This window comes from Armatimonas sp. (genome assembly GCF_043760365.1).
Classification (GTDB): domain Bacteria; phylum Armatimonadota; class Armatimonadia; order Armatimonadales; family Armatimonadaceae; genus Armatimonas.
In genome coordinates this window covers 1-5,759 of record NZ_JAYUPA010000229.1, presented here as the reverse complement: position 1 = coordinate 5,759, position 5,759 = coordinate 1, and the positions used below count along the sequence as shown (strand labels likewise).

General features: G+C 59.0%; 6 protein-coding genes. 2 read left to right on the top strand and 4 right to left on the bottom strand.

What is annotated here, in order from left to right; genetic code table 11:
• Both ACH2EH_RS05545 and ACH2EH_RS05540 read right to left on the bottom strand, forming a co-directional pair.
• Window positions 1-640: AAA family ATPase (locus ACH2EH_RS05545; protein ID WP_395139722.1), on the bottom strand; the 640-nt coding region annotated here is incomplete at its 3' end.
• Window positions 637-1,896: an exonuclease SbcCD subunit D gene (locus tag ACH2EH_RS05540; protein WP_395139720.1), complete on the bottom strand. Its 1,260-nt coding sequence runs from the start codon at window positions 1,894-1,896 to the stop codon at window positions 637-639. The genes ACH2EH_RS05540 and ACH2EH_RS05545, both read right to left, overlap by 4 nt.
• Before the next feature lie 72 nt (window positions 1,897-1,968).
• On the opposite strand from ACH2EH_RS05540, the gene ACH2EH_RS05535 reads away from it, so the two are divergent.
• Complete coding sequence (locus ACH2EH_RS05535; RefSeq protein ID WP_395139718.1) at window positions 1,969-2,862, top strand: SPFH domain-containing protein; 894 nt, start codon at window positions 1,969-1,971, stop codon at window positions 2,860-2,862.
• 30 nt (window positions 2,863-2,892) lie between these two features.
• Here ACH2EH_RS05535 and ACH2EH_RS05530 read toward each other — a convergent pair whose 3' ends face one another.
• Both ACH2EH_RS05530 and ACH2EH_RS05525 read right to left on the bottom strand, forming a co-directional pair.
• On the bottom strand, window positions 2,893-4,089 hold the full coding sequence (locus ACH2EH_RS05530) for a hypothetical protein (protein ID WP_395139716.1): 1,197 nt from the start codon (window positions 4,087-4,089) through the stop codon (window positions 2,893-2,895).
• A 231-nt stretch (window positions 4,090-4,320) separates the two neighbouring features.
• Complete coding sequence (locus tag ACH2EH_RS05525) at window positions 4,321-4,833, bottom strand: hypothetical protein (RefSeq protein WP_395139714.1); 513 nt, start codon at window positions 4,831-4,833, stop codon at window positions 4,321-4,323.
• A 69-nt stretch (window positions 4,834-4,902) separates the two neighbouring features.
• Between ACH2EH_RS05525 and ACH2EH_RS05520 the strand changes: the two genes are divergently transcribed.
• A partial coding sequence (locus ACH2EH_RS05520; RefSeq protein WP_395139712.1) for a CHASE2 domain-containing protein occupies window positions 4,903-5,759 on the top strand: 857 nt, incomplete at its 3' end.

The following is a 5,759-nucleotide window of genomic DNA, read 5'->3' as shown; positions in this document are numbered from 1 at the left end:
CAGCCAACTCTAGCTCGGTATCGATCCGGTCTTTTTCTTCTAGCTCAGTGTCTATCTGCGAAAGCTGGCTCTCGGCACCGGTGCGGCGCTCGCGCGCCTCGCGCTGGGTGTCACGGGCACGCTTTTCCAGATCGTCGTACCGGGATAAGTCCAGAATATCGGCGACAATCTGCTTGCGCTCAGCGGGCTTGGCGCGTGCGAAAATATCGGCGCGGCCCTGAGCCAGATAGGCAGTGGCCAGGAACATGTCGTAGTTGAGCCGCAGCAGGCGCTCTAAGTGCAGCTTGGTCTCACGCCCATCGCTGATATTGCGGAGCGTGTCATCGTCCTGCCAGGCTTGCAGTGTCCAGACCGGCGACGTGCCTTTGCGGTCCCGCTGCTTGATAATACGGTACTTCGCCTCCCCGAGCTGAAAGTCCAGCATGACGCGGCAGCTTGCGGCCCCGAGGCGGATCACATCGTCCTCACGAGGGGCACGGGTCTCCCCAAAGAGTACCCAGGTGATCGCATCGAGGATGGCGCTCTTACCGTTGCCGTTATCGCCGGAGAGACAGGCCAGGCGCATGTCCGTGAAGGGCAGGGGCGAGACCCCCTTGCCATACGACATGAAATTTTCGAGCTGGAGCTTAAGAGGGATCACGCCAGCGCCTCCTGGCGCAGCTCGTCCATCAGGCGGCGGGCGGCGGCCATGAAGTCCTCGCGTAGCGGTGCAAGATCGGGGCGGCGGGTATCCAGATAGAGTGTGAGTGCCTGCTCGGGTGTGAGCTGCTCCGTCATGCCCTCGGCGCGGGTGGTGAGGGTCTTGCCGGGGAGATCCCGGGAGATGGCAACGACACTGTGCGCCTCAAGAAGCGCTTTTCGTAGCTCATCTTCCCGCACCAGCGGCGCTTTCTCCCGTGCAACTTTATAGCTCAGCTTCACCACGGCGTCTTTGAGAGGGCGCTTGGCAAGCTCCGTAAGAATCTTCTCGGTGGGGTCTTCGGCATCGCTGGCATCAATAGTTATCTCCAGGAAATTGCGGATCGCGACATCTACATGCCTGTATTCCGCATTTTGTTTGGAGATATCGGCCAGCACGATGCCCTTGTTCTCGTCTTTTTCCCCGAAGTCGAGCCGATCAATCGAGCCGCAGTAGACCACGGGCGGCTGGCGGCGGTTGTTGCAGTCCTGGCGTTTGTGGATATGGCCCAGCGCCACATAATCAAACTGCGGCAGAGCCAGGGCGCTCACGGGCACCTGCGGCTCGGCGGCGTTGAGGAGTACGCCCTGCACCCCGACTCTAGAATCGGCGACGGTGAAGTGGGCCGTGAGAATCGCGATATGCTCGGGCTGCTCGGCGCACTGCCGGGCTAGGGTGGCGATGTACTCGATATATCTATCGCGAATGAGCTGGGCGATGTCCTCGACCGTCTTATTCTTAGTCTCGTCTTGGGTGAGCACACGGGCACGCGGCAGATAGGGCATCCCACCGACAAGCACATCGCCACGCCGCGTAGAAACGGTGACAAGCTCAGGCCGTGAGAGAATCTGCACGCCCACTCCGCCCAGCACATCGTAGATTTCCAAGGCATGTGCCCGGCCCCGCGTGTTGGGAATATCGTGGTTGCCCACCAGCATCACCACAGGGATATTTGCCCGGGTGAGCCGCTGGAGGCTTCCCGCGAAGAGCTTCTGGTGGGTCTGGCTGGGGTCACGGGCTTTGTAGGCATCGCCGGCAAAGATCGCTATGTCTACATCTGCCTCCAGCGCCAGTGAGATGCCCTGATCCAGGGAGTTTTTGAAGTCTTCGAGCCGTGTGTTGAGGCCGGTTTCGGGGTTGAACTTGCCGTGCGTCTCGACTCCCAGGTGGACATCGGCGAAATGGAGCAAACGAATTTTCTCAGCAGGGGAAGACACGTCGCAATTATACTGTACAATCGCAACCAGAACAGGGTGCTGCGGGTCAAAACCCGAGGAGGACAAAACAAAATGTATCAAAATCAACAACAACATCCCAAAGAGGAAACATCGTCGTCGTGGTCCAAGGAGAAAGATGCTGTGGGACTACCAGGTGGGATTGCCATTGTGATTCACTTACTCATGGTGGCGGCGATTCTCTACGGCTTCACATCGGGAATGATCTTCATGGCCTCGCTTCTGTCGTTTGTGCTGCTCTTCACACTGGGGGGCTACTTCACGGTGGCACCTGGCGAGAGCTTTGTCTTAATGACCTTTGGTAAGTACGTCGGCACCGTCAAGAAGAACGGGATTTTCTGGGCGCTTCCCTGGGCAAGCAAGCAGCGTATCAGCCTGCGAACCCGTACGCTCAACGGCCAGCAGCTCAAAGTGAACGACTCGATTGGCAACCCGATTGAGATTGCCTGTGTGATTGTCTGGAAAGTCACCGATACCTACCGCGCCACTTTCGAGGTGCAGAACTACGAGTCGTTTGTGGGGATGCAGTCTGAGACGGCGATCCGGCACATTGCGGCTACGCACCCCTACGACTCTGATGATGATAGAGCAATCTCGCTACGGCGCAATGCCACCGATGTCTGTGATGATTTGGTCAAAGAGATCCAGCTTCGTCTCGCTCCGGCAGGCGTGACTGTGACCGACGCGAGCCTCTCGCATCTCGCCTACGCGCCGGAGATCGCCGGAGCCATGCTGCGCCGCCAGCAAGCCGCCGCCGTCATCTCCGCCCGCCAGCGCATTGTCGAGGGCGCGGTCGGAATGGTCGAGATGGCTCTCCAGCGCATTCAGGAGCGTAAGATTGTGGAGATGAGTGACACGCAAAAAGCCGCAATGGTCGCTAACCTCATGACGGTTCTCTGCTCCGAGCACTCCGTCCAGCCCGTCGTCAATACCAACGTCCAGCCGTAGCCTGGGGAGGGAAACTGGGGTGCGGGCAACCTACCGCGCGAACACGAGCTTGACGGCGGCACGCGGGGTGAACTTCACTGCATTGGGATCGCCGAAGAGGAAGTAGAACTCCGTGCCCGCACCCCCCGCGTTTCTGTACGAGACATACCAGTTGGTCGAGGCCGGTTTCCCAGGCTCCGTCAGGCTCACCACCCGACCACCCACCGTCCGTGTGCCCGAGAACTGGTAGTTGAATGTCGCGATATGCTGGCGGTTCCAGCCCTTCTGCTCCTGAATCCCACCCTGGTAGATTACATCCAGGCGCTTGAGCATCCGCACTGAGAACTGCGGGCCAAAGAATCGTGTCGGTGCGCCGCCCTGTGTTCCTGTGTCCAGGCGCAATCCGTAGCTGCGGAACCGGTTACTCGCCCCCGACGTAATGCGGAAGCCCACCGTTCGGTCGGTCTGGTCATCGAAGCGATTATGGTTCACATTGATCCCGAGGCTCCAGTCGGAGCGGGTCTGGAAATTCGCTCCCATAAACACTCCACGCTGGTACGGGCGACCGTCTTGGTGCCACCAGTACTGTGGCCCGAAGTCCACACTGAACGAGCGCCAGGCTCCCTTGCGCCACTCACGGTTCCAGTTGTGGTAGCCCGAGAAGCCTTTGAAGTCGTTGAAGAAGACAAGGCCATTGGCATCCTGGAAAGTGGGGGAGGCCGTCAAGTACCGAAGGCTCGTGAAGTGGTTTCCATCAAGATACTGGAAGTTATTGGAGGAGGCATAGCCCGTGGCTTTTGTGTTATCCACACGCCCACCCGAGATGTACTGCTCGGTATCAAAGCCGAACTTGCCCCAGCGGTTATTGGCAAAAAGTCCTCCCACACTATTATGATCGCCCGCTTTGGCATCTTTTTGGTTCACGAAAAATCCTGCCTGCGCGGTGGGCGAGAGATCGTGGCGGTAGCGAGCCACGAAGTCACTGCGGTTGCCAAAGTCTTCGGTGAGCAAGACACCGATCGTGTCTTGAGGAGTGAGCTTACCAAAGATTTTAGCGCCGACATCGAACTGCTCAATTCGGTTGGAGTAGAACAGTGGTCCTAGGCCGAAAAACTGCCCAGTACGGAAGTAGTCGCCGCCTTCTAGGAAGAAGGGACGGCGCTCCTCGACGAAGCGCTCGGAGCGGGAGAAGCCAATGCTCTGGACGGCGTTCTCCACCGTGGCAAAGTCCGGGTTCACGCTCACCACGGCAGTGAGATCTGGAGTCGCCTTGGGGCACTTCCACTCCCTTCCAGATACCGATCAGGTTGGCAAAACCCTGCAAGCCCGTGTTGCTCCACTGGGAGCGGATTCGGGTGCGGTACTGGAAGCGGGTGAAGTTCAGCCCGAAGTTGAGCTTCTGGCCGCTGTGGGCAGCAGGGTAGTTGAGAACCTTCCAGGGGATGCGCAGCTCCGCGCTCCAGCCCGTCGGGGTGCGCTTCACGGCAGCGTCTCAGGCACCGCTCCACTCCGCTTTATTGGCACGGCCACCGCCAAAGCGCGCCGAGCGGGTCCCCAGGGGGTTGACCGCAAACCGCGCTTGGTCGTTGTCTTAAAGGAAAGAAATGGATCGAAGGAGACCTCCACCCAGTCCTCGCTGGACCGCTCTCCCCGGTAGAGACTGTCGCGCTCCAGCTCCCGGCCCACAATTCCTTGGGGCTGGCTATCGTGGCACTCAAAAGTCACGTAGATCGCGTCGTCGTCGTACGTGATGCGGGCCACGGTGAGTTCCGCTGTGAGCTTGCCCGTCTGCAAGTCCGTGAACTCGGTCGCGGGAGGGATCTCTTTCCAGAGAGGGTCGGCAAGATCGCCGTCCAGCACGGGCGCAACAGTACTACTGCGTTTGACGGCGGCAAGGGGGCGGCTTGTACGAGGGGCGGGCTCATAATGTGCACTCACGTGAGGGAGTGGGAAAATAAGGCAGGCTAGTAACAGTGCGGTATGAAAAGTCATAACGGGATAGTATTGCTGAAGTTCTTTGTTTTAGCAAACAAGTGCATGCTTCAGGTATTATCCCTACAGATGGATTACCGTGGAAGAGTCCTGGCTTTTATAGGAGCGGTTGCGTTTGTTGTCGTGGCTGTTTTAGTTTGGCGGCCCAGCACACTTCTGCCTGCGCTGGGAGACATGGAGTGGTTTTTCTACGACTGGCACCTGGAGGCGACTGCCCGGACGAAGCCACTCACCCTTGAAGAATCACCTGTGGTCATTGTCGCCATGACCGACGAAACCCCGATTAAGCTGGCCGTTGCCCAGATCCTGGAAGATCCTTTCTACCCCTTGCCACGTTTTTGCCACGCGGATCTCTTGGCTCAGCTTAAGCGCGCTGGTGCCACGGCCGTTGCCTTCGACATCTTTTTTACGGAAGGGAGTGATCACGATGCCAGCTTTGCGGCGGCACTCAAGGCACACCCAGGCACAATTGCGGCAACGCGCCCTGAGATTAATGAGCAGGGTCAGAGCACATTCGTTCCGCTGGCTGGGAGTCTGCCCGGCTTGGTGCCTGCCTCAGTGGAGGTGCCACGCTCGACAGGGCGGAGTGTGCGCTTTATCCGGCCCCTCGTTCAAGACGGTATGGCGCTCGATTTGCACGTGCCTCACCTCGGGGTGGTGCTTGGGGCTGCCGGAAACGGAGCGCTGACACAAGCGGCACAACTGACGGGAGGGCATCTACGCTGGGGAGAGCTGACCCTCCCTCTGGCTACCAGCCTCGGTGACAGTGCTGCGCTAGTTCGCTATCTTGGCCCCGAAGGCACCTTTCCAATCCTCGACTACGAGGAGGTGCTTCTGGCAGAGAAGCCGTCCGCGCTCCTAAAAGATAAGCTGGTGCTCGTGGGACGACAAAGCACACTGGAAGATCGGCACATGACTCCACTGGG